We start from the raw sequence: 26,940 nt of genomic DNA on the forward strand, positions 1-26,940 counted from the left end.
ACGACATGACGACAGGGGAAAACACCGGCGTCGAGATCGTGGACGCCGCGCTGGCGGAGCGGGCCGCTCCGCTGGCCGAGCGCCTGGTCGCGGACCAGGCCGCGTCGAAGCTGGCGGCCCAGGACGCCACGCTGTGGGGTCCGGACGCCGAGTCCGAGGCGTCGATCCGGCTCTCGTGGACGTCGCTGCACAAGTCGTCCCGGCCGCTGATCGGCGAGATCGAAGCCCTGCGGACCGAGCTGCGGTCCGAGGGCGTCGACCGCGTCGTGCTCGCCGGCATGGGCGGCTCGTCGCTGGCGCCGGAGGTCATCACCGGCACCGACGACGTCGCGCTGACCGTGCTCGACACGACCGACCCGGGCCAGGTCGCCGACGCGCTCGCCGGCGACCTCGAGCGCACGGTGATCGTCGTGTCCTCGAAGTCGGGCGGCACCGTCGAGACCGACAGCCACCGGCGGATCTTCGCGAAGGCGTTCACCGACGCGGGGATCGACGCGGCGCGGCGGATCGTGGTCGTCACCGACCCGGGCTCGCCGTTCCAGGAACTGTCCGAAAAGGAGGGTTACCGCAAGACCTTCCTCGCCGACCCGCACGTCGGCGGCCGCTACTCGGCGCTGACCGCGTTCGGGCTCGTCCCGGCCGGCCTCGCCGGCGCGGACGTCGCCCGCCTGCTCGACCAGGCCGCCTCGGTGGCCGAGGAGCTCGGCGCGGACTCGGTGGACAACCCGGCGGTCAAGCTGGCCGCCGCGTGGGCCGCCGCGCACGAGACCGGCGCCGAGAAGGTCGTGCTGGCCGACTCAGGCTCCGGCATCAAGGGCTTCCCGGACTGGGCCGAGCAGCTGATCGCCGAGTCCACCGGCAAGCAGGGCACCGGGTTGCTGCCCGTCGCGGTCGAAGGCACGGAGGCACCCGGCTTCGCCGACGCGAAGTCCGACGCCACCCCGGTCGCGGTCGGCGCCCCGAAGGGCGCGGCGAAGATCGCCGTCACCGGCTCGCTCGGCGCGCAGTTCCTGCTCTGGGAGTTCGCCACGGCGCTCGCCGGCCGGCTGCTCGGAATCAACCCGTTCGACCAGCCCGACGTCGAAGCGGCCAAGAAGGCGGCGCGCGCGCTGCTGGACGACCCGGAGAAGCTGAAGGGCGGCGAAGAGCCGTCCAATGTGGACGGACCGGTCGAGATCTTCGGCAGTGCCGGGGTTTCCACGGACGGCAGCCTGACCGACGTGCTCCGCGCGTTCTTCGCGTCGGCGCCGAAAGCCGGCTACATCGCGGTGCAGGCCTACCTGGACCGCCTCGACGACGCGTCGACCGAGCTGCTGCGCGGCGAGATCGCCAAGCGCACGCAGCTGCAGACGACGTTCGGCTGGGGCCCGCGGTTCCTGCACTCCACCGGGCAGTACCACAAGGGCGGGCACCAGAACGGCGTCTTCCTGCAGCTGTCCGGCGCCGTCGAGCACGACCTCGAGGTGCCGGAGCGGCCGTACACCCTGGGGCAGCTGCAGCACGCCCAGGCCCTGGGCGACGGGCAGGTGCTCGCCGAGCACGGCCGCCCGGTGCTGCGCCTGCACCTGACCGACCGGGCCGCGGGCCTCGCGGCCGTCGTCCGCGCGGTACAGGAGGTCTCTGTACAGGAGGGGGACGCATGACCTGGCGCAACCCGCTGCGCGATCCGCGGGACAAACGGCTCCCGCGCATCGCCGGGCCGTCCAGCCTGGTGATCTTCGGGGTCACCGGGGACCTGGCCCGCAAGAAGCTGATGCCCGCCATCTACGACCTGGCCAACCGCGGGCTGCTGCCCGCGGGCTTCTCGCTCGTCGGGTTCGCCCGCCGCGACTGGGAGCACCAGGACTTCGGCGAGCTCGTGCACGACTCGGTCAAGGCGCACGCGCGCACGCCGTTCAAGGAGTCGGTCTGGAACCGGCTCGCCGAGGGCATCCGGTTCGTCCAGGGCACCTTCGACGACGACGACGCCTTCGACCGGCTCGCGCAGACGGTCAAGGACCTCGACAAGGAACGCGGCACCGGCGGCAACACCGCGTTCTACCTGTCGATCCCGCCCGGCGCGTTCCCGGTGGTGACCAAACAGCTGGCCCGCTCCGGGCTCGCGAACGCCGACGAGAACACCTGGCGCCGCGTGGTCATCGAGAAGCCGTTCGGGCACGACCTGAAGAGCGCCGAAGAGCTCAACGCGATCGTCAACGACGTCTTCCCCGAGGAGTCGGTGTTCCGCATCGACCACTACCTCGGCAAGGAGACGGTCCAGAACATCCTGGCGCTGCGCTTCGCGAACCAGCTGTTCGAGCCGATCTGGAACGCCAACTACGTCGACCACGTGCAGATCACCATGGCCGAAGACATCGGCCTCGGCGGCCGCGCGGGGTACTACGACGGCATCGGCGCCGCCCGCGACGTCATCCAGAACCACCTGCTGCAGCTGCTCGCCTTCACCGCGATGGAAGAGCCGCTCTCGTTCGAGCCGCGGGCCCTGCGCGCGGAGAAGATCAAGGTGCTCTCGGGCACCAGCGCGATCGGGCCGCTGAGCCAGACCACCGCGCGCGGCCAGTACGCGGGCGGCTGGCAGGGCGGCACGAAGGTGCCCGGCCTGCTGCAGGAAGAGGGCTTCGCGAAGGACTCGAAGACCGAGACCTACGCCGCCGTGACGCTCGAAGTGCAGAGCCGCCGCTGGGCCGGGGTGCCGTTCTACCTGCGCACCGGCAAGCGGCTCGGCCGCCGCGTCACCGAGATCGCCGTGGTGTTCAAGCGGGCGCCGCACCTGCCGTTCGACTCGACGTCGACCGAGGAGCTGGGGCAGAACGCCCTGGTCATCCGGGTGCAGCCGGACGAGGGCATCACGCTGCGGTTCGGCTCCAAGGTGCCGGGGACCACGATGGAGGTCCGCGACGTCACCATGGACTTCGGCTACGGGCACGCGTTCACCGAGTCCTCCCCCGAGGCCTACGAGCGCCTGATCCTCGACGTCCTGCTCGGCGAGCCGTCGCTGTTCCCGGTCAACGAAGAGGTCGAGCTCTCCTGGAAGATCCTCGACCCGGTGCTGGAGCACTGGGCCAAGGAGGGCTCGCCGGAGCAGTACCCGCCGGGCACCTGGGGCCCGCCGTCGGCGGACGAAATGCTGGAGCGCACCGGCCGGAAATGGAGGCGCCCGTGATCATCGACCTGCCGTCCACCACGACTTCGGCACTCAACAAGAAGCTGGTGGAGATCCGCGAACAGGGCGGGCAAGTGGCGCTCGGGCGGGTGCTGACGCTGGTCATCGCGGCCGACGACGACGCCAACCTCGAAGAGGCGATCGAAGCGGCCAACGGCGCGAGCCGCGAACACCCGTCGCGGGTGATCGTGGTGGCCAAGGGCGCGCGTACGGCGGCGCCGCGGATCGACGGCCAGATCCGCGTCGGCGGCGACGCCGGCGCGAGCGAGGTCATCGTGCTGCGGCTCTACGGCCCGCTGGCCGCACAGGGCCAGAGCGCGGTCGTGCCGCTGCTGCTGCCGGACGCGCCGATCGTCGCCTGGTGGCCCGGCGCCGGTCCGAAGGACCCGGACAAGGACCCGCTCGGCGAGCTGGCCCAGCGCCGGATCACCGACTCGGCCGCGGAGAAGAGCCCGGTGCGGGCCCTGACCACGCGAGCCAAGGCGTACACCGCGGGTGACACCGACCTGGCCTGGACACGCCTGACGCACTGGCGCGCCCAGCTCGTCTCGGCGCTCGACCTGCCGCCGTACGAGAAGGTCACCGCGGCGACGGTGACCGGCGAGGCCGAATCGCCGTCGACCGAGCTGCTGGCCGCCTGGCTGGCCGAGTACCTGAAGGTGCCGGTCAAGCGCGTCAAGAGCTCGGGCGCGGCCGGGATCATCTCGGTCACCCTGGAGCGTCGTTCGGGCGCGGTGGAGCTGCACCGGCCGGACGGCCGTGTCGGCACGCTGACCCAGCCGGGCCAGCCGACCCGGCGGATCGCCCTGCAGCGGCGCAGCACCCAGGACTGCCTGATCGAGGAGCTGCGCCGGCTCGACCCGGACGAGGTCTACGAGACGTCGCTGCACGGCCTGGGCAAGATCACGTCCGGCACGAACGGCAAGACCGGCGCGCCGGCCAAGCCCGACGTCACCTCCGCGGGGGCCGCGGCCGCCGCCGACAAGGCGCCGGCTGCCACGAAGGAGCCGGCCGCCGCGAAGGCGCCGAAAAAGGCGGCTGCGGGGAAGAAGAGCGCTTCATGAGCAAGACCGAGGTCGTCGTCTACGCGAACCAGGACCTGCTGGCGGCCGCCGCGGCCGCCCGGCTGGTCACGCGGCTGGTGGACGTCCAGGCCGCCAAGGGCTCGGCGTCGCTCGTGCTCACCGGCGGCGGCACCGGCATCGCGGTGCTGTCCGAGCTGCGGGCGTCCTCGGCCCGGGACGCGATCGACTGGTCGCGCCTGGACATCTACTGGGGCGACGAGCGGTTCGTCCCGGCGGGTTCGGACGAGCGGAACGAGAAGCAGGCCCGCGAGGCCCTGCTGGACCACGTGCCGCTGGATCCCAAGCGGGTCCACGCGATCGCCGCCTCGGACGGCGAGTTCGGCGACGACGTGGACGCCGCCGCGGCGGCGTACGCGCACGTGCTGGCGGACAACGCGGACCCGGAGGACCACGGCGACGTCCCGTCGTTCGACATCATGCTGCTCGGCCTCGGCGGCGAGGGGCACACGGCGTCGGTGTTCCCGGAGTCCCCGGCGGTGTACGAGACGGAGCGTTCGGTGGTGGCGGTCCGCAACTGCCCCAAGCCGCCGCCGACGCGGGTTTCGCTGACCCTGCCGGCGATCCGGCGGGCGCGGGACGTCTGGCTGATGACGGCGGGCGAGGCGAAGGCCGACGCGGTGGCGCTGGCGTTGTCGGGAGCGGGCGAAGTCCAGCTCCCGGTCGCGGGGGCGCGAGGGCATCGGCGGACGCTGTGGCTGCTGGATCGTGCTGCCGCTGGGAAGCTGACGAAGGTGTATCAGCCGCCTACGGCGTGAGTTTTTTCGAAGGCCCCCTGCTTCGGCAGGGGGCCTTCGTTCTTTGCGCGTCTATTTCGTTCGCCAGCCGCGGCCCAGGTTGCCGAAGATCTCCTCCGCCGCCTGGCGCGGGTTCTCGTGGGCCACGATCAGGTCCCGGGACGCCAGTGCGAACCGGGCCAGTGACGCGCACGAGACGTCGTCCTCGGGGGCGCCCTGCTCCTCCGCTATCGCGCGGGCCAGTGCCGTCTCGTGGCGCATCCACATCCGCCTGCCGTAGTCGCGCAGGGGCGGGGTGCTCTCGATCAGGCTGAGGAACTCGGGGCTCGGACCGCCGTCGGCGATGTCGCGCAGGACGTGCTCGCGCAGGGCGTCCACGATCGTGTGGCCCGGCGGGCGGCCGCGGACCGCGAGGACCAGCGCCGCCTCGATGTCGTCGTCCTGGTCGAACAGGAGGGCTTCCTTGCTGGGGAAGTACTTGAACAACGTCGTCACCGAGACGTCCGCCGCGTCCGCGACCTCCTTCACCCCGACCGCGTCGTAGCCCCGCTCGAGGAACAGCTCCAGTGCCGCGTCGGCCAGCGCCTGCCGGGTCTGCGCCTTCTTGCGCTCGCGGCGCCCGATCACTTCGGTCATGGGCTCCAGCCTACGTGATGGTGGACTCATTTCAAAAGTTGAGTCGTTGCACTTTTTGAGTCACTGTGCTTTTCTGGGTTCAGGCCACCGGAACCGCCGGGGGCACCGACTTCCAGGGGGAAGCCATGACCACCACCAAGATCGACAACGCCAGGATCGACACCGCCAGGATCGCGATCGTCGGCGCCGGGCTCGGCGGGCTCGCCTGTGCCCGCGTCCTGCAGCTGCACGGCCTCGACGTCACCCTGTTCGAACAAGAAGCCGCCGCCGACGCCCGCCCCCAGGGCGGCACGCTCGACATGCACGGCGACACCGGCCAGGTCGCGCTGCGCACCGCCGGCCTCCACGACGAGTTCCACGCCCTCTCCCGGCCCGAAGGCCAGCAAATGCGCGCCCTCGACCCGTTGAGCGGCGAGGTCGTCGTGGACGAGGTCCCCGCCGAGGGTGAGGACTTCCGCCCGGAGATCGACCGCGGCCAGCTCCGCGGGCTTCTCCTCGGCTCCCTGGCGCCCGGCACCGTCCGCTGGGGCCGGCCGATCACCGACGTCTCCACGACCGGGCGCCTGACCTTCGCCGACGGCACCGCCCAGGACTTCGACCTGGTGATCGGCGCCGACGGCGCGTGGTCGCGCGTCCGCCGCGCCCTCACCGGCGTCCGGCCGGAGTACAGCGGGGTCACGTTCGTCGAGTTCGGGCTCGACGACGCCGACCGCCGCCATCCGGCCCTCGCCGCGCTGACCGGCCAGGGCACGATGATGACGAAGGTCGGCGGCCAGGCGCTCTTCGCGCAGCGCAACAGCAACGGCCACATCCGCTGCTACGCCGTCTTCTACGCGTCGGAAGAATGGGTCACCGGTGTCGACTTCGCCGACACGGCCGCCGTGCGCGCGGGCCTGCTGGAGCGCTACGCCGGCTGGGACGCGAGCCTGCTCGGCTACCTGCGGGACTTCGACGGCGGGTTCACGCCGCGGCCGCTGTACGTCCTGCCGGTCCCGCACGCGTGGACCCACACGCCCCACCTGACGCTGCTCGGCGACGCGGCGCACCTGATGCCGCCGCTCGGGGTCGGCGCGAACCTCGCCCTCCTGGACGGCACCGAGCTCGCCACGGCGCTGGCGACCGCGCCGAGCGTCGGTGAGGCCGTCCGGACCTACGAGGCCGGGATGCTGCCGCGGTCGATCGAGACTGCGAAGGCGTGCGCCTCGGGTCTGCACGACCTGCTCAGCGACGACCTCCGGTCGATGGCGGCCTGAGAACTACCGCCGGACGGCCACACGTGGGTAACATGATTCCCACGATGTGGTCGTCTTGGTGCACGCTGGGAAGCAGAGCTCCCACTCTCGGTAGCACCCGTCCGTGGCTATCGCCCGGATGGACCAGTCGATTGCGAAATCCGGACGCCGGAACGCCGACGGCGGGTGAAACTTACCGTCTTCGTACGCCACCTCGTTAGCATCCGCACATTTGTCCGTTGCTGCGCGTCCCGATCGGGCCCTGAGCACCTCTCACCATCAAGTCCACAAGACGAATGGGGTCGCCAGCGATGAGTACAGAGGGACTCTCGATTCCAGGCATCTCGATCGGAACCTCGGGGCCGTCGGCCGCCGAGCGGGTCCGAAAGCGCGGGCTGAGCCTGTTCGGCTCGGTGCCCCGCCCCGCCGTGGTCACGTTCGCCATCGAGGCGGCCGCGGTCATCCTGGCCGTGCTCGACGTCTGGCTGGTGATCCCCGAGAAGGCCCAGCCGTACTCGATCTACCTGTCCGGCGCCGCGTGCCTCGCGGTCGTGTTCCGCCGGAAGTTCCCGTTCCTCGCCGTGCTCGTCGCGGTGCCCGGCTTCCTGGCCGGCTGGGCGCAGCTCGCGTCGATGATCACCCTCGGCATGCTCGCCACCCGCCGTCAGCTGCACTGGCAGGTCTGGGTCGGCGCCGGGCTGGTGTGGATCTGCCGGTTCGTGCAGTGGCCCCTGGAGGACTTCGCCGAGCTCAGCTGGCGCGAGCACATCCTCGACGGCATCTACGGCGTGCTGGTCGCCGGCATGCCGATCGCGATCGGCCTGCTCATCGGAGCGCGGGCCGAGGTTGCGAACAAGCTCGCCGAGCTGGCCACGAGCCGCGACCGCGAGCGCCGCTTCCACGCCGACGCCGTCCGCGCCGAGGAGCGCGCCCGGCTGGCCCGCGAGATGCACGACGTCGTCTCGCACCAGATCACGCTGATCGCGATGCAGGCGGGCGCGCTGCAGGCTCAGACCACCGACGACCGCGCGCAGGAGACGGCGCAGGTCATCCGCACGCTGTCGAAGCGGACGCTGGAGGAGCTGCGTTCCCTGCTGAGCGTGCTGCGCGCGGACGCCGACGACGACGGCCCCCGCCCCGGGATCAACGACCTCGACCGGCTGATCCGGACGTCGGAGGTCCCGGTGCACCTGTCGGTGGAGCAGCTGCCGGAGGCTCTGCCGAACCAGGTCTCGGCGGCGGCGTACCGGACGGTGCAGGAGTGCCTGACGAACGTCCACAAGCACGCCCCGGGCGCGACGGCGACGATCCGCATCCACGGCGAGCACGGCGCCCTCAAGATCGAGGTCCGCAACGAGCGCGCGAACCGTCCGTCGGAGAAGCTGCCTTCGGGTGGGCACGGGCTGACGGGGCTGGCCGAGCGGGCCCGGTTGCTGGGCGGGAGTTTCGAGACGTCGGGCACCGAGGACGGCGGGTTCCGGGTCCGGGCTCGGTATCCGCTGGACCGCTGAGGGCGGCCGCCGGCCCCCGGTCTCCATTTTACCGGCGGGGTCGGACGATTTCGGATTCGATGAAGCCGCGAACGGCGGATTCCGGGCTGTGACGGCCGGAATCCGCCGTTCGCGGCTTTCTTGGCCCGGGGAACTGTCGGGGTCCTGCCGTAGCGTGGAAACGGGGGCTGCTCAGGCGCGGAACGCCCGGCGGAAAGGCCTGCGTGTGCTCCGGCAGCCGGTTCGCGTGCTTGGCGGGGCGACTCGCGTGCCTGGTGAGTCAGCTCGCGTGTCTGAAGGGTCGACTCGCGTGATTAAGCAGTCAACTCGCGTGATTGAGCAGTCGACTCGCGTGATTGAAGCGCCGACACACGCGCCCGGGGAGTCGGGTCACGCACCCGAAGAAGCGGCTCGTGCTCCTGGAGAGCGCGGTCCGGGCCGCGGAGTGTTCAGGCCCGAAACGCGCTAAAAACCACCCCGAGGTGTCCCGGGGTGGTTTCCGGCCGGCGAACGCTTAGATGATCTCCCGGCGCTGACGCAGGCGCTCGAGGGCTTCGGCCAGGATGGCCTCGCCGTCGGCGTCGCTGCGCCGCTCCTTCACGTAGGCCAGGTGGGTCTTGTACGGCTCCGTCCGCGGCGCGGCCGGCGGGTTCTTCTCGTCCTGCCCGCCGGGGAGCCCGCAGCGGGGGCAGTCCCACTCGTCGGGGATCTCCGCGTCGAGCGCGAACGATGGGCGGGCTTCGTGCCCGTTGGCACACCAGTAGCCGACGCGGCGTCGCGGCGCCGACTCACCTCGTTCCGATTCGCCCGTAGGTCCGGCACCCACCCGGGTGCCCCGAATCGCGTTACCGCCAACCATGAATCCTCACACCTATGGAATCGGCGGCGCGCCCCCCAATAGGCACGCCGAATCGCTGCGCCCTGCCGTCGTGACCCGGTCTCGATCGACGACGTGACGCCGGACGTCACACCTTGAGCAGCAGGCCCAGCCCCACGATGCTGATCAGCCAGACCGCGCCCAGCAGCAGGGTGATCCGGTCGAGGTTCTTCTCGGCCACGCTCGACCCCGCCAGGCTGGACTGCATCCCACCGCCGAACAGCGACGACAGGCCACCACCCCGGCCACGGTGCAGGAGAACCGCCACCACGAGGAACACGCTGGTGACGATCAACAGGATTTGCAGGAACAGCTTCATGTCATCCTCTGGGCTCTAGGAGAATGCAGGGGTACGGCATGGTCGTTTCCGACCACCACCGTACCCCTGGACTCGTCCACTGCTGTGTGACGGACCGGATACACAGGTTACCCGGTCGTGGCCTCGATCAGGGCAGCGGCCCGCCCGCGGCGAGTGCGCAGAGTTTCGTGAACTCCTCGCCGTCGAGGCTCGCTCCGCCGACCAGGGCACCGTCGATGTTCTCGCAGCCCACCAGCTCGCTGATGTTGCCCGACTTCACCGATCCCCCGTAGAGCACCCGGACGGACGAAGCGACCTCGTCGCCGTACTTCTCCTGGAGGGTGGCGCGGATGGCCTTGCAGACCTCTTCGGCGTCGGCCGAGGAGGCGACCTTGCCGGTGCCGATCGCCCAGACCGGCTCGTACGCGACGACCACGCCGGTGACCTGCTCGGCCTTGAGGCCCTTCAGGCCGTCGATCAGCTGCGTCGTGGTGTGGTGGATGTGCTCGCCGGCCTCGCGGACCTCGAGCTTCTCCCCGATGCAGAGGATCGGCGTGATGCCGTGCTTCAGCGCGGCCTTGACCTTCTTGTTGACCAGCTCGTCGGTCTCGGCGTGGTACTCGCGCCGCTCCGAGTGCCCGACGGCGACGAACTTGCAGCCCAGCTTCGCCAGCATCAGGCCCGAGATGTCACCGGTGTAGGCGCCGGAGTCCTGCGGCGCGATGTCCTGGGCGCCGTAGGTGAGCGACAGCTTGTCGCCGTCGACCAGGGTCTGCACGCTGCGGATGTCGGTGAACGGCGGCAGCACCGCCACGTCGACCTTCGCGTAGTACTTCTCCGGCAGCGCGAAGGCGATCTTCTGCACCAGCGCGATCGCCTCGAGGTGGTTCTGGTTCATCTTCCAGTTGCCGGCGATGAACGGCTTGCGTGCCACTAGTTCTTCTCCTCCAGGGCGGTGACGCCCGGCAGTTCCTTGCCTTCGAGGTACTCCAGCGAGGCACCGCCGCCGGTGGAGATGTGCGAGAAGCCGTCTTCGGGCAGCCCGAGCTGACGGACGGCCGCCGCCGAGTCGCCGCCGCCGACCACGGTGAACGCGTCGCTCTTGACCAGGGCTTCCGCGACGGCACGGGTGCCGCCGGAGAACGCCTCGAACTCGAACACGCCCATCGGGCCGTTCCAGAACACGGTCTTGGCGTCGGCCAGCTTGCCGGCGAACAGCTCGCGCGTCTTCGGGCCGATGTCGAGACCCTGGCGGTCGGCCGGGATGGCGGTGGCGTCGACGACCTCGTTCTCGGCGTCGGCCGCGAACTCCGTCGCCGCGAGGACGTCGACCGGCAGCACCAGTTCGACGCCGCGCTTCTCGGCTTCGGCGAGGAAGCCCTTCACCTGGTCGAGCTGGTCGGCCTGCAGCAGCGACTGGCCGACCTCGTGGCCCTGGGCCTTGAGGAAGGTGTACGCCATGCCGCCGCCGACGAGCAGCCGGTCGACCTTGGTCAGCAGGTTCGCGATGACGCCGAGCTTGTCGGACACCTTTGCGCCGCCGAGCACGACCACATACGGCCGCTGGACGTCGTCGGTGAGCTTCTTCAGCACGTCGAGCTCGGCCAGCACCAGGCCGCCCGCGTACGCCGGGAGCACCGAGGCGACCTCGTAGACCGAGGCCTGCTTGCGGTGCACCACGCCGAAGCCGTCGGAGACGAACGCGCCGCCCGGGACGAGCGCGCCCAGCTCGGCGGCCAGCTCGGAGCGGTCCACGGCGTCCTTGCTGGTCTCGCGCGCGTCGAAGCGCACGTTCTCCAGCAGGACGACGCTGCCGTCGGCCAGGCCGGCGGTCAGGGCCTTCGCGGAGTCGCCGACCAGGTCACCGGCGAGGGTGACGTCGGCGCCGAGCAGCTCGGAGAGCCGCTGGGCGACCGGGGCCAGCGTGTACTTCGGGTCCGGCTCGCCCTTGGGGCGGCCGAGGTGCGCGGTGACGACGACCTTCGCGCCCGCGTCGGCGAGCTTCTTGATCGTCGGCAGCGCGGCGCGGACCCGGCCGTCGTCGGTGATGCGAGACCCGTCGAGCGGGACGTTCAGGTCGGAACGCACGAGTACGTACCGGCCCTGAACGCCTTCGCCCAGCAGGTCGTCGAGGTTCTTGACGGACATCCGGCTCAGAGCTTCGAGCCGACGAGCTTGATCAGGTCCGCGAGGCGGTTGGAGTAGCCCCACTCGTTGTCGTACCAGCCGACGACCTTGACCTGGTTGCCGATGACCTTGGTCAGCGGCGAGTCGTAGATGCAGGACGCCGGGTCGGTGACGATGTCCGAGGACACGATCGGGTCGACCGAGTAGCGCAGGATGCCGGCGAGGGGGCCTTCGGCGGCGGCCTTGTAGGCGGCGTTGATCTCCTCGACGGTGGCGGACTTCTTCAGCGTCACCGTGAGGTCGGTCGCCGAGCCGGTCGGCACCGGGACGCGCAGCGCGTAGCCGTCCAGCTTGCCCAGCAGCTCCGGCAGCACCAGGCCGATCGCCTTCGCGGCGCCGGTCGAGGCGGGCACCACGTTCAGGGCGGCGGCGCGGGCGCGGCGCAGGTCCTTGTGCGGGCCGTCCTGCAGGTTCTGGTCCTGCGTGTAGGCGTGGATCGTGGTCATCAGGCCCTGCTCGATGCCGAAGGCGTCGTTGAGGACCTTGGCCAGCGGGCCGAGGCAGTTGGTGGTGCAGGAGGCGTTGGAGATGATCACCTGCGAGCCGTCGTACTTCTCGTCGTTGACGCCGAGGACGACGGTCAGGTCCTCGCCCTTGGCGGGCGCGGAGATGATGACCTTCTTCGCGCCGCCGGCGATGTGCGCCTTGGCGGCGTCGGCGTTGGTGAAGAAGCCGGTCGACTCGACCACGACGTCCACGCCCAGGTCGCCCCAGGGCAGGTTGGCCGGGTCGCGCTCGGCGAGGGCCTTGATGGTCTTGCCGTCCACGACGATGCCCTCGTCGCTGACGCTGACCTCACCCGGGAACCGGCCCAGGATGGAGTCGTACTTCAGCAGGTGGGCCATGGTGGCGACGTCGCCGAGGTCGTTGAAGGCGACGACCTCGATGTCGTGGCCGCTGGCCTGCACGGCGCGGAAGAAGTTGCGGCCGATGCGGCCGAAGCCGTTGACACCTACGCGAACGGTCACTGCTGCCACTCCTCTGAGGATCGGCCGGAGTCCCGGCCGTGACTTGCGGGCTCGCGGCAACCCTAGCGTGCGGGCATGCGCGTCCCTGACTGCCCTGACGAGACTTCCACCACTTGGCGAACGGGTCAAGAATCGATTAAGAAGTCTGGTGGTTTCCGGGTGGGTCCGCCGGGTGGACCACGGTGGACCGGTGAGGCCCGCGGTTCGGCGGTTCCGGCTGGGAGTGTGGGGTGCGGACGGGCGACGGGGAGGTGTCCCGCGAGGCGCTGGAACGATTCAGTTGATCTGGCCGGAAGGCGGCTTCCGGCCGCTGTCCGACGCCGGGTCGCGGGCGCGCGGGAGCGGGCGTGAGGTCCATGACTCGACCGATCCAGCGAGACCGCTTCACCCGGTCAGCTCCCGCTCCAGCGGTGTCCGGAACCGCGGCACGGCACGAACCTCGCCGTACCAGCCCGCGCAGCGGTCCGCCTCCGCCTCGACCATCGCCGTCGCCTCCTTCCCCACCTCCTCCAGCAGCCGGAACACGACTTCGCCCGAGGTGCGCTGGGCCCAGCCGCCCACCACTCGGCCGTTGAGCCAGATCGTCGGGCCGATGTTGCCGCTGCGGTCGAACAGCGCCGGGCGGTGCGGGCCCAGGAACCAGTCCCTCTCCTGCCAGCCCATCGGGGTCGGGTCCAGGGCCGGGAGGAACGCGACCCACGGCGGCGGCGACGGCACCGGTGAGACGTCGTCCGGCAGCACCACGCCCGGCACGCCGTCGAGATCGACCTCCGCCGGCTTCAGCACGGCCAGGGCCTTCTTCGTCTGGCCGGCCGTCCAGCCCGTCCACCAGCGCAGGTCGGTCACCGGCGCCGGGCCGTACGCCCGCAGCCAGCGCCGGGCCAGCTCGACCCACGCCTCCTCCGCCTCCCACGGACGCAGCCCAGGCGCCCAGGAATCCATCGGATGCCAGACGTACTGGGTGCTGATCCAGCTGCCCCGCGGACGGCCGCGGACGATCCGGCCGCTCGCCGCCAGCAGGAACAGCACCCGGCTCGTGACGTTGCCGATCGCCTCGTACGGCTTCCCCGCCGCCATCAGCAGCTGCTGGCGCAGCCTCGGCTCGTCCTCGCTCAGCTGCTGCGCCGTCGCCGAGCCGCGGGCGCGCAGGGCCGCCTCCACCGAGGCTTCGACCTCGGCCAGCCACTTCCCCGGCTCCGGCACGTTCTCCGGGTGGCCCTGCTGCCCGAGGTGCTGCTCCAGGAGCTTCCGCTGCTTGACCTTGATGTCCGCGGAGCACGCGGCCTGCACGAGCGCCGCTGTGTCCAGGCCGGTGACGAACACCGTGCGGCGCATGCCCAGCAGCCGCAGCAAGGTGCGGTCCTCGTACAGCGCTTGCTCCACCGCGGCGATCGCCGGGGACGCGAGCCGCGCGCACGCCGACAGGTGGACGGTCGCCGGGTCGGTGGCGTGCAGCGCGACCACCCCGGCCACGGCGTCGGCCACCGTGGCCGCGGGCGCGGCCAGGTGGTGCCGGACGGCGAGGCGGGCCCGGCGCTGCTCGGTGGTGATCTTCGGCGGAGGCACCCGCTGTTGATACCACCCCGCACCGACAAAAACGCCTGGTTGCCCGGTCAGGGGCCGTTTACGCTCGCAGCATGGTTTCCGGTACGCATTTCGCGGCCTTCGCCGCGCTGACCTTCCTCATGGTCGTCGTTCCCGGCCCGAGCGTGCTCTTCACGATCAGCCGCGCGCTCACCGTCGGCCGGCGCGACGCGCTGCTCACCGTCCTCGGCAACTCCGTGGGCGTCTACACGCAGGTCGTCGCGGTCGCGTTCGGCCTCGGCGCGCTCGTCACGACGTCGGCCGCGGTGTTCACCGGGATCAAGATCGCGGGCGCGATCTACCTGGTGTACCTGGGGATCCAGGCGTTCCGGCACCGGCGGAAGCTGTCCGACGCGATGGCGGCGAAGGTGCGCACCACGCCGGGCCGCGTCTTCACCGTGCTGCGCGACGGTTTTGTCGTCGGCTTCGCCAATCCGAAGTCGATCGTGTTCCTCGCGGCGCTGCTGCCCCAGTTCGTCGACCCGGCGGCCGGCTCGGTGCCGGCGCAGATGCTGCTGCTCGGCCTGTGCCTGCCCGCGATCGCGCTCACCACCGACACCGCGTGGGCGCTGGTGGCGGGCACCGCACGCGCGTGGTTCGCCCGCTCACCGAAGCGCCTCGAGATGGTCGGCGGCACCGGCGGCCTCGTCATGATCGGCCTCGGCACCACGCTGGCCTTCACCGGCCGGGGTGACTGAACACCCTCACCGCAGGGCTTCCGCCAGCGCGGGCCACCACTCGCGGGGCAGGTCACCGGCCGGGACGACCACCTGGTCCGCCCCCGCCGACCGGTATTCGCGCAGGCGAGCCACCACGGCGTCGAGGTCGCCGCGCACGGTGAGGCCGTCGACCAGCCGGTCCGACAGGTCCGCGATGTCGGCGTCGGTGAAGCCCATGCGGCGGAAGTTGTTCGCGTAGCCCGGCATCCCGGCCAGGAACCGGAGCGAGCCGGAACGGGCCTTCTCACGGCCCGCGGAGACGTCGGAGTCCGGGACGACGCTCAGCAGCACCACCAGCTGCTTCCCCGCGCCGAGGATCTCCCGCGCCGAGGCGACGTAGTCCGTCGTCACCAGGAACGGGTACGCGCCGGCCGCGCGGTCGCGCGCCAGCTCCAGCATCTTCGGGCCCAGTGCGGACAGGATGCGGTCGGCCGCCGGGACGGTGTCGTCCAGCTCGTCGAGGTAGTCGTTCAGCGTGGCCAGCGGACGCGGGCCGTGGGCACCACCGAGGCCGACGACGAACCGCCCGGCCGGCAGGTCCGCGTACGCCCGGGCGACGTCGGCCGCGGGCACCCGGTCGACCGGGAGGATGCCGCTCGCCACCGGGATCTTCGCCGTCCCGTGGATCACGTCGGTGATCAGCGGCAGGTTGTTGCCCTGCCCGCCGGGCAGCCACAGCGTGGCGTAGCCCAGCTCGTCCAGCTCCGCGGCGGCCGTGACGGTCTCCGGCCCGGTCGTGCCCACCGTGGCGCCCAGCGCCCCCAGGTTCGTCATGCGCGCGTCAACCTCCCGCGCTCCCGGGGTGTTCCGGCTCAGGCGCTCTGTTCGCCTTCGGCGGAATCCTCGGGCTCGTCGGCGGTCCGGGAGAACATCCGCGTCGCCGAGAGGCGCGCGACCCCGTCGGGCTCGCCCAGGTCCTCCAGCGACGTGCGGATCGTCGAGTCGACCGACAGGTACTTGCGGCCCGCCCGCAGGTCGGCGTCGTTGCGCAGCCGCACGATCAGCGGGAACTCCGACAACGCGCCCGCGTCGAACAGGCCCGTCGTGTAGATCAGCTGCACGCCCAGCGCTTCCGCCACCGCGCGCTGCAGCTCCAGCAGGTACCCCGCGGACGCGCGGCCGATCGGGTTGTCCAGGAACAGCACACCCGAGTGCCGGTTGCGGACCTTGCCGCGGTTGTTGGCCCGCAGCGCGGCCAGCGTGCAGTACAGGATGATCGCCGCGGTCAGCTGCTGGCCGCCGGAGAAGACGTCCCGGATCTCCGAGACGCGCTGGCGTTCGGTCCGCAGCACCGAGTCCGGCTTGAGCATGTCGACGCGGAAGCCCTTCGGCGCCGCGGCCCGGACTCCGCGCAGCACCAGGGAAAGCCCGTCGCGCTTGACGTCGCGGCCGTCCGCCGTCTTGCCCACCGCGGCCTCGTCGACGACCTCGCCGAGCTTCTCGGTGAGCGCGTTGTCCTCCAGCTCGGTGAAGCGGATGCGGAGGAACTCCTGCCCGGACCAGTCGCCGAGGCCGTCGGGCAGCCGGGAGACGCGCTGGGCCGAGCGCAGCTGCCGGAGCGCGCCGTCGACCATGCCCTGCAGGCGCGTGATGATGCCGCCGCGGTGCCGGTCGATCTGCGCGAGGTCGTCGGTGAGCGACCGCAGCCGCGGCCGCAGCGCCTCGGCCCACTCCGCGGCGTGCGCCGGGAGCTGGTCGCGCTTGACGGAGATGACCTGCTGCCGCACCGGCGTGCTCAGCTTCTCGAACCGCTTCTCCGTCGCGTACTGCGCGAGCTGGTCGGCGGCGGCACGCACCCGCCGGTCTCCCGCGTCGGCGGCGTCCTGCGCCTCGGACAGCGTCGCGTTCAGCCGCGTGTGCTGCGCACGGGCGGTGTCGACGTCGCCGTCGTAGGCCACGGCAGTGTCGTTTTCGGTGTCGGTCACCAGGTGGGCCATCGACTCGGCGAGCAGCGAGAACCCGGACGCCGAGCTCTTCGCCGACTCCAGGGTGGCCTCCGCCGCGGCCCGGCGTTCCTGCAGCTCTTCCCACTTCCGCGCGGCCACGGACATCTCCAGCCCGGCGGCGTCGATCAGCTCGAGGCCGTGCTCGATGTCGCGCGGCTTCTCCCCGGAGACGCCGTTCTGCAGCGGCAACGCGTCCAGCTCGGCACGCCGGGTCGAGACCAGGCCGATCGCCTCGGTGCGCTCGTCCTCCAGGCCGTCGACGACCCGGCGGGCGCGCGCCAACGCGGCCGCGCGGGCCGAGGCGTCGGAGCCGTCGGGGGTTTCCAGCAGTTCCGCGGCCCGCGAACGGACGGCCTCGTCGAGCGACTCGACGGCCGAACCCGCGGCCGCTTCGGCCGACTCGGCCTGCTCCAGCTCGGCCCGCAGGTCGCTGCCGACCTCGACCTTCGCGTACGACTCGGACGCCGACAGGTAGGTCCGCCGCAGCGCGTCGACCGGCTCGGACGGCACCGGGCCGTCCGACGCGTCGGCCGCGCCCGGGACTTCGGCGAGCTCGGCGCGGGCGGTGGTCGCGGTCCGGCGGTGGCCGTCGGCGGTGCGCTGCTCCTCCCCCGCCTGCTCACGCAGCCGCGCGGCCTTGCCGGCGGCGTCGGCGGCCTGCAGGTCGGCGCGTTCGGCGACCTCGGTGGCGCGCTCGACGTCCTCGGTCCACTCCGCGATCCGGGCGCCGCGCGCCCCCAGCTCGCCGAGCCGCCGCGCCTTCTCCTCGGCTTCGGCCGCGGCCGCACGCAACTCGGGGACGCGCTCACGCAGCGACGCGGTCTTTTCGCTCAACCGCGCGAACTCCGCGTCCGCCTGCTCCAGCGCCGTGCGTGCGGTTTCCCGCGCGGTGCGGGCCGCCTGGGTCTGCTCGGCGAGCGTCGCGATGGCGCCCGGCGGGTAGTCCTCACGCCAGGTCGTCAGCTTCCACGTCAACGCGCCGTCCGCGGACAGCTTGGCGGACAACGACTCCAGCCGCCGCTGGCGCTCGGTGTTCCGCCGCGCCACGGCTTCCCGCTCGGCGTCGGCGGCTTCTTCGTCGTACATTGCGGGGTTCGGCGGCACGAGGAACTCGACACCGGGCGCGGCGGGCACCTCGGCCAGGAGCCCCTCGGTGGTGCCGACGGCGATGATCGCGGACGGCAGCAGCCGCCGTTTGGTCAGCACGTCCCGGGCGCGATCGGCGTGCGCGGCGTCGTTCAACAGCACCCCGGACACCAGCTGCGGCAGGCTTTCCAGCACCTCGTCCCGGCGCGAGGAGTCCAGTTTGGACAGATAACGCCAGCCGGACCACGCCGTGATCCCGGCTTCTTCCAACGCGTCCAGCGCGGCCTGGACGTCTTCGGGCGGCGGCAGCAGCCCGCCGGAACCGAGGGCGGAGAGGGCGCGCTCGTCGGCGGACTCCTCCATCCGGAGAGCGGTCTGCTCCTTCTCGACGGACGCGCTCGCTTCGCGCAGCCGTTCCAGCAGCACCGGCAGGTCGCTCTCGAGGGCGACGTCGTCCGCGCCGAGCAGCTCGACGAGCCGGCCTTCGGCGGCAAGCGCGTCGGTGCGGCGGTGCGCCCGGTCGAGGTCCTCGGTGGCGCGTTCGAAGCGGTCCTGGGTCGTGCCCGCGAGCTGGTGCGCCTCGTTCACGGCCCGTTGCGCCGCTTGGAGATCCGCCGCGACACGGTCCAGCTCCTGCTCGCGCCGGGCCAGCTCGGCGGACGCCGATTCCGCCGCCGAGCGAGCGGCCCGGGACGCGTCCGCGACGTCGGCGCCCGAGGACAGCAGCCCGCCGCGGACGGCGTTCTGGACCTCTTCCCGCAGCTCGGTGATCCGCGCGGTCAGCCCACGCGCCTCGGCCCGCCGGGCGGCCGCGAGGTTCGCGGCCTCGTCCCGCTCGGTCTGGGCCTTCTCCGCTTCGGCACGCAACGCGCCCGCGTGCGCCTCGGCCTTGTCGGCTTGACGCTGGGCGTCCTGCGCCAGCGAATGCAGCCCGCGGGCCAGCGCGGACGCCGCGTTGTTGCGCGCCTGCAGCGCCGGGCGCGCCTTCTCTTCACGGCTGCCGACGAGCTCGCGCAGGTCCTTCGCCTTGCGGGCCGCGTTGAGCTGGTTGAGCACGGTCGCCGTCTCACGCCACGCTTCCGCGGCGGTCTTCGCCGACGCGAGTTCGGCGTCGACACGCTTGCGGGCCTCCTGGGCCTCGTCCAGGCGCAGCACCGCGACCAGGCGGCGCAGCTCCGTGACCCCGGCCGCGAGCCGCCGGTGGTCGCCCTCGGCGAGCTTCTCCGCGGACTTGACCTCGGTGACGTGGTCTTCGAGCCCGGACAGCCGCGCGTTCTCCAGCTCGTTGCGCGCGACGACACGGCCGGCGAGCGACGCCATGTCGGCCTTCGCGGACTCCGCGATCTTCCGCGACTCCGCGGCGACGCCTTCTTCGGCGGCCAGCGGCCCGAGCAGGTCCAGCGCGCCCGCGACGAAGTCGCGCTCCGACAGCAGGTCTCCGCGCTGCGCGAGGTTGTGCGCGTAGGTCGAGACGACCTCGGCGAGGTCCTTCGGCTCGTCCTCGGAGATCACCGCGCGCAGCAGGAACTCGACAAACGCGTCGTCGGTGCCGAAGGCGAACGCGTCCGCCGCCTCACCCTCGCCGGCGTTCATCGCGCGCTGGTAGCGGAACAGCTCGGTGTCGAGCCCGAGCGTGTCGAGCCGGCCGGTCCACTCGTGGTGGCGCCGGGTCCAGGACAGCTCCAGCTCCGGCTCGGCCAGCTGCGCGGCGGCGAGCTTGTCGTGGAAGCCGGACATGGTGAGCAGCCGGCCGTCCTGCGTCATCGGCAGCGAGCCGAGGGCCAGCGCGGCGGTCGGGCGGAAGCAGTACCAGGAGTCGACGAGGTTCTCGGAGTCGGCGGACACGACGTGCCCGCGCCACTCGGAGACCTTGCCGGTGATGATCCGGTGCCCGCTCTCGACGTGCAGCCACTCCAGCACGACGTGTGAGACGTCCTTGGCGGCGACGAACTTCTCGAGCACCTTCGTGCTGGTGGTGCCGACGACCTGGCGGCGGCCGGGCAGCATGACCGAGAAGATCAGCTTGATGAGGACGGACTTGCCGCCGCCGTTCTCGAGGAACAGCACGCTCGCCGGGGACGGGCGGCGCAGCTCGGCCGGCCCGGTCGCGTGGATGCCGGCGCTGAACAGGGCGTCCTGCTGGGGCGCGGTGATCTTGGCGCCGACCCCGCTGAAGTCGAGGACGACGTCCTGGTAGCGGGCGCCCGCCGGGCCCACCGAGTGCAGGCGGACCCGCGAAAGCTCGTACATCGATTCCCCTCTACAGCGTGTCCGACGCCGTGGCGCGCAACGTGCCCCCGGCGTTCGCGACGGCCACGACGTCCAGCGCGAGCAGGTCGTCGAAGGCGGCGTCGGCGGCGAGTTCGCGGACCTGGATCTGGTAGCGCGGTGTGGTGCGGTAGGTGCCGCCCTGCTCGTCGCTCACCGGGACCAGGAAGCCCTGGTCGGCGAGGAAGCGCAGGGCGCGGCTGACCATGCCGCGGGTGGTGTCGGCGGCCAGGCGGCCGTCCTTCGTCGCCGCGGCCGCGGGACGGCGGGCGTAGGCGCGCCAGGCCTGTTCGAGCTCGGGCGCGTCGGCCAGCGGGTCGTTGTTGGCCTCGGCCGCCGCGGCGCGTTCGTCGAGCATGCGGGCGGCCTCGCGGACCATCGCGTCGACCTGCTCGACGCTGACGCGGCCGATGTAGGTGTCGTTGGCGAGGTCGTCGGGGCGCGGGTAGCCGAGCGCGGCGGTGGCGAGGTGGATGAGGCCGTGCAGGACCTTCTCCGTCTCGCGGCGCTCGCGGATCTTGGCCTGCCGGGCGTAGGAGTCCATCTTGATCTCGAAGACGGACTCGTCGGTGGCCGCGAGCACCGCGCCGGCCTGCTGATTGACCTCCAGCACCATCAGCCCGAGGCCCGCCGCGACGGCGTGGGTGAGCGCCTTGAACGCGTTGTCCTCGCCGTAGCGGCGCACGAGGTCGCCGTAGACGACGTCACGCGCGGGCAGCTGCTTCGGCCGCATGCCGAAGGCGACCAGCCGGGCTGCGGCCTCGGCGTCCACGCTGCTGTGGGACAGCGCCATTACGCGACTTCCTCTTCTTCGTCGGCCCGCTCTACGGCGGCGGTGGACAGCAGCAGGTCGGCGCCACCGAACTCCGGGTCGTCCAGGAGGACGCCGTCGTCGACGGCGAGCAGCACCGAGCGGTCCCCCTGGCGCCGGGCGGCGCCGATCCCGGGACTGTAGGCGTGGACGGCGCGCAGCGCGACCAGGGCGGCGAGGCCGGGCTGGCGGCTGCGGCGGGCCTCTTCGATGAGGCCGGACAGCCGGCGCGGCACCTCCGGCAGGTCGAGCAGCTCGTCGGCCGCGCGCCAGACGTCGTCGCCGAACTTGTCGGTGACCTCGGCGGGCATCAGCTCGGGCTCCGGGATCTCGCCGACGAGCTGGTCACGCTCGGGCGCGGGCCGCAGCAGCAGCGAGACCAGGCTCGACAGCGACGGCACGACGGGCGCCGTGATGCCCGCCGCGGCGTGGAAGAAGTGCTCGGCCGGGGCGACGGCGTCGGCCAGCGGCAGGCCGAGCGTCGGCACGAGGAGCTGGCCGAACAGGTCGAGGGTCGCCCGTTGGGGTGGTCCGGAGAACTGCTGGCGGTCCTGCTCGGCGCGGAAGACCGCACCCGCGTCGGCCAGCCGGGACTGCAGGCGTGTGTGCCGGCGGATGCAGTCGCCGACGATGTCGACGAGCTCGGCGGCGCGGCGCTTGCGGTCGAGGTCCTCGGTCTCGTCGCGGGCGGTGGTGATGTTCTTGAGGATGGCGTTCTCGGCGCGGAAGCGGGCCTCGATGTGGCTCAGCGCGCTGTCGAGCAGCTCCGGGACCTCGCGCTCCCAGTCGACCGACCGGACGTCGCGGCGGGTCGCGTCGAGCTTCGCGCGCAGCACCTCGCCGTACTGGACGGTCCGGTAGCGGGCCTGCTCGGCGGCCAGCTTCGCGTCGGCCAGGCGGCCGCGGTTGATCAGGTTCTCGAGCTTGACCTCGGCGGCGATCTGCGCCGACTCGACGTCGGTGTCGAGCGCGCCGACCAGCACGTTGATCGCCTCGTCGGTGGCGCGCAGGTAGACCTCGCCGTCCGGGGCGGCCAGCTCGACCAGCAGCTTGAAGTCGAACTGGCGGCGCTGGTAGCCGCCCGGGCCCATCGAGCCGTAGACGCGCCGGAAGCCGCGGTCGGTGGTGCCGACGTTGATCAGGTTGTCCAGCACCCACTTGGCCACGCGGACGTGCTCTTCGGGCATCCGCGACGGCGCCTGGGCGGCGATGAACGGCAGCAGCCGGTCGATGACCTCGTCGTGGCCGGCGCCGGTGTCGAAGTCCATCGCGATGGTGACCTGGTCGATCGTGTGCAGCGCGATCTCGGCCATCTGGTAGATCGTGGCGTCGGCCCAGTCGAGCAGGGCCTTGCGCGCGTCCAGGTCGTGCAGCGGCGCGGTGCAGGCCAGCGCCTTGAGGCGGCGCGTCAGCCCCTCGTCGGCCAGGCCCGGGCCGCCGGTCTCGTCGTCTCGCACAGCAGGCCAGGCTAGTCGGCCACCCTCTGCGCACGCGCGGGTGACGGGCTAACGTCGCTCACATGCGTGAGATGACCCGCGAAGAGTGGTGGAAGTTCGCTTCGGAAGGCACCCGGACCGGCAAGCTCGCCGTCGTCCGGGCCAACGGCGCCGCGATCGTCGCGCCGATCTGGTTCCTGCTGAACGAGGGCCCCGACGGCGACGAGCTGATCTTCAACACCGGCACCGAGACCATCAAGGGCAAGGCGATCACCCGCGACCCGCGGATCTCGCTCGTCGTCGACGACCAGCGGCCGCCGTACTCCTACGTCCAGTTCACCGCCGAAGCGCGGCTGACCCACGACCACGACGAGACGCTGGCGTGGGCGACCCGCCTCGGCGGCCGGTACATGGGCGCCGAGCGCGCCGAGGAGTACGGCAAGCGCAACGCCGTGCCCGAAGAGGCACTCGTCCGGGCGAAGATCACCAAGGTCGTCGCACGCGCGGAAATCGCCGGCTGACCTGCGTTCGCTGGTAACCTGCCGCCGGGGGTGGGGGCCATGCTTTCGGGTGCGGACAGCAGACGTGACGCCGTCAAGGCGATGATGAGCTCGGGCCAGCGCGAGCTGGTCGCGGAACTGGAACGCCTCGATGGCGGGGGCCGCTTCGGGCGGTCCACGTGGCAGCGGCCCGAAGGCGGAGGCGGTCAGGCGCGGCTGCTGGAGAACGGCGACGTCTTCGAGCGCGCCGGCGTCAACTATTCGGCCGTGCACGGCGAAACCCTGCCCGAGGCGGTCGCGGCGCAGCACGGCCTCGACCCGGACGGCGGGTTCTTCGCGACCGGGCTGTCGGTGGTGATCCACCCGCGCAACCCGTACGTCCCGGCGTTCCACGCGAACTTCCGGTACTTCGAGTCGGGCGGCACGTGGTGGTTCGGCGGCGGCGCGGACCTGACGCCGTGTTACGGCTTCGCCGAGGACGCGGCGCACTTCCACCGGGTGCTCAAGAACTACTGCGACACGTTCGACCCGGCGTTCCACGCGCAGGCGAAGCGCGCCTGCGACGACTACTTCCGGCTGCCCCACCGCGGCGAGACCCGCGGCATCGGCGGCATCTTCTTCGACCACCTGCACCTCCCGGGCCCGGACGGCTGGCGGCGCGTGGCCGCGTTCACCGCGGCGGGCATCGCCACGATCGCGCCCGCGTACCTCCCGCTGGTCCGCCGCCGCCACGAGCTTCCGCACGGCGAGCGCGAGCGCCAGTGGCAGCTCTACCGCCGCGGCCGGTACGTCGAGTTCACTCTCGTCCACGACCGCGGCACACGGTTCGGCCTGCAGACCGGCGGTTACGTCGAGGCCATCCTGATGGCGCTGCCGCCGCTGGCGCGGTGGGAGTTCGAGTTCACGCCGGAGCCGGGGAGCCCGGAGGCGGAGCTGACGTCGTTCCTCGTGCCGCGGGACTGGGCGGGCGAAGCGGCCGTGTCCGGCTCCCCGCTGGCGGGCTGACGCAAGCGCCCCAAGGCGGCCTTGGTTGCGTCACACGCACCCAATGTGGCCTTCGGTGCGTGTGACGCACCGAAGGCCACATTGGGGCGCTCGGGACGGGCCGAGCCGCCGCGCCGGAAACCGGGTCCGCACTCCGCCGTCCGGGCGCATCCGCCCCGCTCAGCGGGAAACCCTTCTTCACCAAGGGTGAGCGCGTGCGTCGAGTATTGACACGACCCGCTCGGAGGGTGTGAGATCTGTCCCATAGATAGGAAAGTTTCCTAACTATTTCACCCCCGTTCCGGTGGTCCGCCGACCATTCCGCCCCGGTCACCCCCTGTCCCCCGACCCACGCAGGAGGCTCCCAGTGGCACCCCGTCCACCGTGGCGCGTGGTCCTGGCCGGCACCGCCGTCGCGGCGCTCGGCTTGACCGTGCTCTCCCCGGTAAGCGCTTTCGCCGCCGCGGCAACGGACTACGAGTCCGAGAACGCCGTCGTGTCGCAAGGCGTCGTCGAGTCGAACCACGCCGGGTACTCCGGCACCGGGTTCGTCAACTTCGACAACGTCGTCGGCAGTTACGTCGAATACTCCGTGAACGCCGCGCAGGCGGGCACGCACACGCTGACCTTCCGCTACGCCAACGGAACCGCCGACAACCGGCCGGTGAAGCTGGTCGTCGACGGCGGGGACAAGGGCACCGTCGACTTCCCCGGCACCGGCGCGTGGACGACGTGGAAGACCGTCACCGCGAGCGTGCAGCTGACCGCCGGTGTCAACAAGATCCGCACCACGGCGACCACCGCCAACGGCGGCCCGAACGCGGACAAGCTCACCGACACCTTCACCGCGCCGGCCGACGGCGAGCCGCCCACACCGCCGTCGAACCTGGTCGCGAGCAACATCCTGCCCACCGCCGCGACGTTCTCCTGGACCGCCGCGACCGACAACGTCGGCGTGGTGCGGTACGAGATCAACCGCGGTGGCAACATCCTCAAGACCGTCGACGGGACCACGACGTCGGCGACGGTCACCAACCTGACCCCGAACACCGCCTATGACATCTCCGTCGGCGCGTTCGACGCCGCGGGCAACCCGTCGCAGCAGAGCAACGTGGTCACCTTCACCACGCCGCCGAGCGACGACACGACCCCGCCGACCGTGCCGGGCAACCTGCGCTCCACCGGCGTCACCGCGAACAGCGTTTCGCTGGCGTGGAACGCTTCCACGGACAACGGCGGCACGGTCGCGGGCTACGACGTCTTCCAGGGCGCCACGAAGGTCGCGACCACGACGTCACTCGGCACGACCGTCACGAACCTGAACCCGAACACCTCGTACACCTTCACGGTGAAGGCGCGCGACCCCGACGGCAACAGCTCGGCCGCCAGCAACGCGGTGACCGCGAAGACCAGCGCTCCGGGCGGCGCCGGGGGCATCCCGGAGTACGACAAGGACATCACGAAGGTCGACCTCGGCTGGTCGGTGGACTTCCTGCCGAACGGCAACGCGCTGGTGACCGAGCGGGACCGCTTCGAGGTCCTGCTGGTGACGCCGTCCGGCCAGAAGACCACGCTGGGCAAGGTCCCGGGCGCGGTCGGCACGAACGGCGAAGGCGGCCTGCTCGGCCTGGCGATCTCGCCGAACTGGTCGAGCGACCACACGATCTACCTGTACCACACGGCATCCGGCGACAACCGGATCGTGAAGATGACCTACGACGGCACCACACTGTCCTCGACGTCGACGCCGGTGCTGACCGGGATCGCGAAGAACCGCTACCACAACGGCGGCCGCATCAAGTTCGGCCCGGACGGCAAGCTCTACGCCACCGTCGGCGACGCGAAGAACAGCGACAACGCGCAGAACAAGAGCTCGCTCAACGGGAAGATCCTGCGGCTCAACGCCGACGGCTCGGCCCCGGCCGACAACCCGTTCTACGCCACCGGCGGCAACGCCCGGTACGTCTACAGCTACGGCCACCGCAACCCGCAGGGCCTCACCTGGGACTCCCGCGGCCAGCTGTGGGCGGCGGAGTTCGGCGAGAGCAGCCAGGACGAGCTCAACCTGATCCAGAAGGGCGGCAACTTCGGCTGGCCGAGCTGCGAAGGCACGCAGGGCAGCTGCAGCGGCTTCATCGCCCCGAAGAAGACCTGGTCGACGTCGCAGGCCGGGCCGTCCGGCATCGAGATCGTCAACGACTGGATCTACATCGCCGGTGTCACCGGTGAGCAGATGTTCGCCACCCAGATCAACGCGGCGGGCACAGGGGTCGGCACGGTGTCGACGTTGTTCTCCGGCCGGTGGGGCCGCCTGCGCTCGGTGACGAAGACCCCGGACGGCGGGCTGTGGCTGACCTCGACCAACGACGACAAGAACGGCGGCTCGCCGAGCGGCATCGACAACGTCATCGTGCGGCTGAAGTTCCCCGGTGGCTCGACCCCCGGTGACTTCAAGCTGACCAGCTCCGCCTTCGGCGACAATACGACGATCCCGGACAAGTACACCTGCGCCGGCGACGGCACGGCGGGCCAGGACCCGTCACCGCCGCTCGCGTGGGGCGCGTCCACCGGCGCGAAGGGCTACGCCGTCGTGTTCGCCGACACCGCGAACAGCGGCACCAAGCTGCACTGGGCGATCTGGGACGTCCCGGCGGCGGCCCGCTCGCTGCCGGAAGGCCTCGGCGCCGGGTACACCGTGCCGAACCAGGGTGGCGCGAAGCAGAAGGCCATGGGCAGCGGGGCGAACGCGCAGAAGTACTTCGGCCCCTGCCCGGGCGGGTCCAGCCACCCGTACACGTTCATCCTCTACGCCCTCAACACCGCGACGGTCCCCGGCCTGAGCTCGTCTTCGACGATGGCCCAGATCGAAACCGCGATCAAGGGCGCGTCGACGGCGAACGTGCAGCTGCGCGGAAAGTCCAGCGCGGCGGCCTAGA

General features: G+C 71.6%; 21 protein-coding genes. 10 read left to right on the plus strand and 11 right to left on the minus strand.

Features of this window, described 5'->3' with window-relative positions; all coding sequences use genetic code 11:
* Positions 1-5: 5 nt before the first annotated feature.
* The 4 genes from ACZ63E_RS20300 to pgl are packed head-to-tail and all read left to right on the plus strand — an operon-like array spanning position 6 to position 5,003.
* Positions 6-1,643 (plus strand): glucose-6-phosphate isomerase, encoded by a 1,638-nt coding sequence (locus ACZ63E_RS20300; protein WP_465337707.1) that lies wholly within the window; start codon positions 6-8, stop codon positions 1,641-1,643.
* A complete protein-coding gene (gene zwf / locus ACZ63E_RS20305; protein ID WP_465311189.1) occupies positions 1,640-3,163 on the plus strand; it encodes a glucose-6-phosphate dehydrogenase in 1,524 nt (507 codons plus the stop codon). Before ACZ63E_RS20300 ends, zwf begins: the two co-directional genes overlap by 4 nt.
* Positions 3,160-4,227, plus strand: a complete 1,068-nt coding sequence (gene opcA / locus ACZ63E_RS20310; protein WP_465337708.1) for a glucose-6-phosphate dehydrogenase assembly protein OpcA — start codon at positions 3,160-3,162, stop codon at positions 4,225-4,227. Before zwf ends, opcA begins: the two co-directional genes overlap by 4 nt.
* The gene (pgl, locus tag ACZ63E_RS20315; protein ID WP_465337709.1) at positions 4,224-5,003 is read left to right on the plus strand and encodes a 6-phosphogluconolactonase; all 780 of its coding nucleotides are present in this window, start codon (positions 4,224-4,226) and stop codon (positions 5,001-5,003) included. The genes opcA and pgl overlap by 4 nt, the downstream gene beginning before the upstream one ends.
* Positions 5,004-5,054: 51 nt before the next feature.
* Here pgl and ACZ63E_RS20320 read toward each other — a convergent pair whose 3' ends face one another.
* Positions 5,055-5,618, minus strand: a complete 564-nt coding sequence (locus ACZ63E_RS20320; protein ID WP_465337710.1) for a TetR/AcrR family transcriptional regulator — start codon at positions 5,616-5,618, stop codon at positions 5,055-5,057.
* Between the two features lie 125 nt (positions 5,619-5,743).
* Between ACZ63E_RS20320 and ACZ63E_RS20325 the strand changes: the two genes are divergently transcribed.
* Positions 5,744-6,871 carry an FAD-dependent oxidoreductase gene (locus tag ACZ63E_RS20325; protein WP_465337711.1) on the plus strand — a complete coding sequence of 376 codons (1,128 nt, stop codon included), beginning with the start codon at positions 5,744-5,746 and terminating at the stop codon, positions 6,869-6,871.
* 290 nt (positions 6,872-7,161) lie between these two features.
* Complete coding sequence (locus tag ACZ63E_RS20330) at positions 7,162-8,361, plus strand: sensor histidine kinase (RefSeq protein ID WP_465337712.1); 1,200 nt, start codon at positions 7,162-7,164, stop codon at positions 8,359-8,361.
* A gap of 493 nt (positions 8,362-8,854) precedes the next feature.
* On the opposite strand, the gene ACZ63E_RS20335 is transcribed toward ACZ63E_RS20330, so the two are convergent.
* From ACZ63E_RS20335 to ACZ63E_RS20360, 6 genes are all read right to left on the minus strand, one after another.
* On the minus strand, positions 8,855-9,199 hold the full coding sequence (locus ACZ63E_RS20335) for an RNA polymerase-binding protein RbpA (RefSeq protein WP_086671261.1): 345 nt from the start codon (positions 9,197-9,199) through the stop codon (positions 8,855-8,857).
* 106 nt (positions 9,200-9,305) lie between these two features.
* Positions 9,306-9,536 carry a preprotein translocase subunit SecG gene (gene secG, locus ACZ63E_RS20340; RefSeq protein ID WP_086845181.1) on the minus strand — a complete coding sequence of 77 codons (231 nt, stop codon included), beginning with the start codon at positions 9,534-9,536 and terminating at the stop codon, positions 9,306-9,308.
* A 127-nt stretch (positions 9,537-9,663) separates the two neighbouring features.
* Positions 9,664-10,449: a triose-phosphate isomerase gene (tpiA, locus tag ACZ63E_RS20345; RefSeq protein ID WP_465337713.1), complete on the minus strand. Its 786-nt coding sequence runs from the start codon at positions 10,447-10,449 to the stop codon at positions 9,664-9,666.
* A complete protein-coding gene (locus tag ACZ63E_RS20350; protein WP_465337714.1) occupies positions 10,449-11,663 on the minus strand; it encodes a phosphoglycerate kinase in 1,215 nt (404 codons plus the stop codon). Before ACZ63E_RS20350 ends, tpiA begins: the two co-directional genes overlap by 1 nt.
* Before the next feature lie 5 nt (positions 11,664-11,668).
* Positions 11,669-12,670: a type I glyceraldehyde-3-phosphate dehydrogenase gene (gene gap, locus ACZ63E_RS20355; RefSeq protein ID WP_465337716.1), complete on the minus strand. Its 1,002-nt coding sequence runs from the start codon at positions 12,668-12,670 to the stop codon at positions 11,669-11,671.
* A gap of 384 nt (positions 12,671-13,054) precedes the next feature.
* A complete protein-coding gene (locus ACZ63E_RS20360) occupies positions 13,055-14,236 on the minus strand; it encodes a winged helix DNA-binding domain-containing protein (RefSeq protein WP_465337717.1) in 1,182 nt (393 codons plus the stop codon).
* A gap of 71 nt (positions 14,237-14,307) precedes the next feature.
* Between ACZ63E_RS20360 and ACZ63E_RS20365 the strand changes: the two genes are divergently transcribed.
* On the plus strand, positions 14,308-14,952 hold the full coding sequence (locus ACZ63E_RS20365) for a LysE family translocator (RefSeq protein WP_465337718.1): 645 nt from the start codon (positions 14,308-14,310) through the stop codon (positions 14,950-14,952).
* 6 nt (positions 14,953-14,958) lie between these two features.
* Here ACZ63E_RS20365 and ACZ63E_RS20370 read toward each other — a convergent pair whose 3' ends face one another.
* The 4 genes from ACZ63E_RS20370 to ACZ63E_RS20385 are packed head-to-tail and all read right to left on the minus strand — an operon-like array spanning position 14,959 to position 22,541.
* Positions 14,959-15,747: a TIGR03620 family F420-dependent LLM class oxidoreductase gene (locus tag ACZ63E_RS20370; protein ID WP_465337719.1), complete on the minus strand. Its 789-nt coding sequence runs from the start codon at positions 15,745-15,747 to the stop codon at positions 14,959-14,961.
* A 38-nt stretch (positions 15,748-15,785) separates the two neighbouring features.
* Entirely contained in the window at positions 15,786-20,255 is a 4,470-nt protein-coding gene (locus ACZ63E_RS20375; protein WP_465337720.1) for a coiled-coil domain-containing protein, read from the minus strand.
* A 10-nt stretch (positions 20,256-20,265) separates the two neighbouring features.
* Positions 20,266-21,066, minus strand: a complete 801-nt coding sequence (locus tag ACZ63E_RS20380; protein WP_465311176.1) for a hypothetical protein — start codon at positions 21,064-21,066, stop codon at positions 20,266-20,268.
* Entirely contained in the window at positions 21,066-22,541 is a 1,476-nt protein-coding gene (locus tag ACZ63E_RS20385; RefSeq protein ID WP_465311175.1) for a hypothetical protein, read from the minus strand. Before ACZ63E_RS20385 ends, ACZ63E_RS20380 begins: the two co-directional genes overlap by 1 nt.
* Before the next feature lie 62 nt (positions 22,542-22,603).
* On the opposite strand from ACZ63E_RS20385, the gene ACZ63E_RS20390 reads away from it, so the two are divergent.
* The 3 genes from ACZ63E_RS20390 to ACZ63E_RS20400 all read left to right on the plus strand — a co-directional run bounded on the left by ACZ63E_RS20390 (position 22,604) and on the right by ACZ63E_RS20400 (position 26,939).
* Positions 22,604-23,041: a PPOX class F420-dependent oxidoreductase gene (locus tag ACZ63E_RS20390; protein WP_465337721.1), complete on the plus strand. Its 438-nt coding sequence runs from the start codon at positions 22,604-22,606 to the stop codon at positions 23,039-23,041.
* A gap of 39 nt (positions 23,042-23,080) precedes the next feature.
* Positions 23,081-24,025 (plus strand): oxygen-dependent coproporphyrinogen oxidase, encoded by a 945-nt coding sequence (gene hemF / locus ACZ63E_RS20395; RefSeq protein ID WP_465337722.1) that lies wholly within the window; start codon positions 23,081-23,083, stop codon positions 24,023-24,025.
* A 346-nt stretch (positions 24,026-24,371) separates the two neighbouring features.
* Positions 24,372-26,939: a PQQ-dependent sugar dehydrogenase gene (locus tag ACZ63E_RS20400; RefSeq protein ID WP_465337723.1), complete on the plus strand. Its 2,568-nt coding sequence runs from the start codon at positions 24,372-24,374 to the stop codon at positions 26,937-26,939.
* Position 26,940: the final 1 nt, after the last annotated feature.

The organism is Amycolatopsis sp. NPDC104819 (assembly GCF_055583145.1).